4 protein-coding genes are annotated in these 4,059 nt (G+C 51.8%); all 4 read right to left on the reverse strand.

Annotated features, from left to right (window positions below; genetic code table 11):
- Positions 1–290: 290 nt before the first annotated feature.
- Positions 291–503, reverse strand: a complete 213-nt coding sequence (locus NZ772_15140; protein ID MCS6814889.1) for a hypothetical protein — start codon at positions 501–503, stop codon at positions 291–293.
- Positions 504–549: 46 nt separating this feature from the next.
- On the reverse strand, positions 550–1,314 hold the full coding sequence (locus NZ772_15145; GenBank protein ID MCS6814890.1) for a phycobilisome rod-core linker polypeptide: 765 nt from the start codon (positions 1,312–1,314) through the stop codon (positions 550–552).
- A gap of 311 nt (positions 1,315–1,625) precedes the next feature.
- A complete protein-coding gene (locus NZ772_15150; protein MCS6814891.1) occupies positions 1,626–3,308 on the reverse strand; it encodes a hypothetical protein in 1,683 nt (560 codons plus the stop codon).
- Positions 3,309–3,413: 105 nt separating this feature from the next.
- On the reverse strand, positions 3,414–4,059 hold a 646-nt coding region (locus NZ772_15155), incomplete at its 5' end, for a hypothetical protein (protein ID MCS6814892.1).

Raw genomic sequence — 4,059 nt, forward strand, 5'->3', positions numbered from 1 at the left:
TCCTCATCATGCCTGGGAACGACTGAAGTCGTTACTACAAACCTATTGTTCGTAGTGAGGACTTTAGTCCTCATCATCCCTGGGGAACGACTGAAGTCGTTACTACAAACCTATTGTTCGTAGTGAGGACTTTAGTCCTCATCATGCCTGGGAACGACTGAAGTCGTTACTACAAACCTATTGTTCGTAGTGAGGACTTTAGTCCTCATCATGCCTGGGAACGACTGAAGTCGTTACTACAAACCTATAGGTTTATCTAATGAAGGAAGAGATATTGCGCCAAGCTAGGGTCAAGTTCCGTAATCCCCCTCTGGGTAACCCTGGCTTTCGGGGTACGATACGATTGCGCTATGCCGACAATCAAGGCTAGCCTGTAACTTGCTACCTGCACCTGTGGCAGCTAGTGGGTCAGGTCGTGCCACCTCCGCCGAAATTGTCCCTAGCCCCTGGGGAGCAGCGATCGGTGCAGATCGATTTTCTGTATCTACCTGATGCGCTGCCACCGCAGGTACTGTTGATAAACAGGCAATAGACAGGTGACTATAAAGACTACCCCACTGGGCTAGCTGCACTGGTATAGATGAGCAGCATTATCACAATCAGGGCAGTGAACACAAGCCCCAAACCAGCCACCACCGGCCAATTAGCCCGGTAAAGAAAGGTCTCAAAATCAAAGGGTTCAAACTGCCCAAACAATCCATCAGCCTGATTGGGGGAAAATCCCCGATAGCGACTAGGTCGAGGCAATTTATCGCGATAGTCGGTGCCATAGCGTGCCACGCGCTCAAAGGGCAATTCACCCTGGATCCGCTGAGGCAAAATCCGTCGCCGTTGGTAGGGCACTGTGTTGTCACCAAATGCTGCTTGATACTCATTGCTAGCCAACAATTCATCCACAAACCCTTGGATGCCTTTGGTCATGATCACGGCTGACCAAGCAATTTTCTCGCGATCGTTATAGACCCGTCGTCCTAATACCCGTTGAATACAAAGTTCTACAAACCGATAATTGTTATTAACGTCATAGTTAAGCCGTCGAAATGAGTCTGATAGAATCAAACCCCGGATAAATTGTTTGACTGTAATCTGTCTTGATTTCAGTTGAGATTCTAGAAAGATTTGGCGGTTGGCCTCAATCATTTGCTGCTCATGAAAGATCTGACGATAGGCTGCCAAAATTAGGGCATCCATTTCACTGGCTGAGAGCAGGGTCTCAGTGGTGTAGATTCGTGGTTGCTCATCACCAGGTACCTCAAATCCACTAACGCGCTGGTTTTGCGAGGATGGTGCATACTCCAGTAGAGGAAGTGGCATAACAAAGAACCTCCGCTTTTTAAAGGAACTGTGTGCATTATTTGAGCAACTATCCTGTCGGAAAACCCAAGGTTAGAGCGTACTAAAAACCTGTTGAAATAGCTTAACGTCCCTCTGCCCTGCCTGAGAGACGGAGCTGAGAGTAAAAACCAGAAAGCGTCCTGTCAATCCATGAGATCTCAATAAAATTGCCTCGGTTGATCCTAATAGTTAGTTGCTAATTTCAGTGTTTAGGATACAACTCGATGAGTACTTTAACCTATTGACTGGACAGACTGTAGAAATTTGTAATATTTCAATTGTGATTCTAGCTAATCCCAGTTGTTCAGCTCTGTGAGCCACTGCCGCATTAGGCTCAGCATTTGGTCACGGCGAGTCTCAAAGGTGGCGCTGATGTATAGCAGACCGATGCCAGCTAGTAAGCCTAGGATCCATTTTGTTAAGGGATATTCAAACACTAGTACCCCCAGTTGGTACAGCACAGTCAACAGGAAGGTAGCTGCCCCCACCAACAGGTAGGCCCGCACTCGCAAGGCTAGACCAGCCATGATGGCGACTAGGCCAAGCCCAGCAGGGATTAGGCCAATGGCAGTTTGGCGCAGCAGTGGGATGGCACAGATTGCTAAGCAGCCCACAAGGCGCAGTAGGAAGCGGCTGCCACGCTGGTAGGCTGGCTTGAGAATAGGTTCGGCTTGCGCAACGTAGAGCAGGACAAGACCAATCGCTAGGCTGTACCACAGGGAGTCATGATTGCCTTGGACTGCCAACCAGCGCCAGAGCCAGAGGATGACAACTCCCAAGCTGATGTAGGTGAAGCGGATTTGTCGCTGTTGGTATGCTAAAAACAGGTAAAAAGCAGCGGGAATTAGGATATTGGGAGGATATAGTGAACTCAAGGCTGGGGGAATAGTCAGCAAGGGTAAAACGATCGCCATCAACAATAGAGGACGTGGATGCCAGCCCCAAGCTGCCCAAGGTGCTTGATAACTGAAATAGGCGAATACACAGGCGATCGCAGATAAAAAGGGTGCAATTGCTGGGTAAAGTACTCTACCCAGAGGGGTGTTAACTCCATACCAAGCCATGCCAACAGCCTCAGCGATCGCGGCCCATACCCACAGTTCCCCAACCCTAGGCTGGGGTGCATGTCGCCCCTGGAAAAAGGCGTAGCGCACTAACAACAGAGCCACACCAAACCACAGCGGATAGAGGCTTACAGGCGTGGTCGTAGCAACGGCAAGCAGCAAACTACCCAAACCCCAGTGCCCATGGGCGGCGTTGTTTACCTCATCCTCGGTAATGCTCAGGTAGTGTTGCAGCCACGGAGACAGGAAGCGATAAGCATAGGTAAAGGTTGCCGCCAAAGCCGCCATAGCGATGAAGCCATCCCCTGTGTTGTTGCCCTTAATCTGCAAGAGTTGAAACAGCAAACACTCGTATAACCCCAAGGAGATGCCAGCCATACCCAGATAGACCAGGGGTTTAAGGGCAAGGCGGCGTTTGCCTACCCCGATCGCTATCAAGGAAAGTCCTAGGGTTGTCAAGCCCGTCCAGTTGGTGAACTGTCCCCACCGGAAAAATGACCCCAAGCCAGCATAGATGAGGGGAATGACGTGCACACTGGGCATAGGGGGAGCATCGGCAGGACGGCGACGCTGCCACCAGTCTCCTAATAGTTGGGTGCTAAACCCAAGGGCGATATTAGCGATGGCTAGATAGAGGAGTGCAGAGTCTGTCAAGCTTAATACTAGTGCTACAGCTACTTCTAGATTCCAGGCAAAGCCATACAGCAGCCAACTGGGCAACAGGCCAGGAACCCTAGTATCAGAGCGAATGGTATTACCTGCAACAACGACTGGGACGCTGGCAACAGGAGCTAGGACTTGCCATGCTCGATAGGCAAGGGCGGCAACTAGCAGGATAGCGGCGATCGTGCTCTGGGCGTTAGCAGCCAACAGCGTCTGACCAGGCTGAAGTTGCCAATACAGGCCCACGGATTGGGCAGTAAGGGCTATGGTGCTCCAGACCCAGAGGGTAATTGCCCAGCCATCGGCAGCCGTTGCATAGATCTGTGCCCAGGGGTCTGAACGACGACGGAGTCAATCTCGTCCTAGCCACAGACTCGCGATCGCAAGCACGGGCACCAGCCACCAGTCATTTCCTGCTGGACGGGGTAGTTCCATCAAGATAGCGCCAGATAGGGCTAACCCGTAGCCAATTGTGAAAACAGCAGCGGCAATTTGGCGTAACAGGTGGGTGTGGATGATCATGAGCACGGTGGCGATCGCTAAGGCCACTAGTCGAGTGCGGGAGAACTCCACCAAGGCCAGTTGCACCACACCCATGGCCAAAATGCTAAGCCATTGATGACTAGACTGGCGGGGCGGTTGCCAACTGCGGTAGGCCGGAGCCAGCATGGTAAGCGCACCTGCAATCACCAATACGCTAGTGGCAGGCAATGCACCGTAGACCCGCCAAGCGCTGGCAGTGAGCAGGTACAACTCACAACCACAGAGCAGCACAGCCCAACCGTCTAATGCCTGACCGTAGAGTTGTGCTAAGGGACGATCGTAGCGACTTGACCAAATCTTCACTAACCACAGCAAGGTGATGGCGATCGCCAGCGCCAACAACCATAGGCTCAGGTTAGGGGCAATCCCCAGTCGGCCTTCGGCTAGAGTAGCACCGCCGAGAGCAAGAGCTAGACCAATCGTGATGACAGCGGTTAACCAGTGGCGCAGAATA

It is taken from the genome of Cyanobacteriota bacterium (assembly GCA_025054735.1).
GTDB lineage: Bacteria > Cyanobacteriota > Cyanobacteriia > SKYG9 > SKYG9 > SKYG9.

Bases quoted from the DNA above. Each gene is read 5' to 3' on its own strand.
- NZ772_15145 (MCS6814890.1), bottom strand. From the start codon at position 1,314: ATGCCACTTCCTCTACTGGAGTATGCACCATCCTCGCAAAACCAGCGC.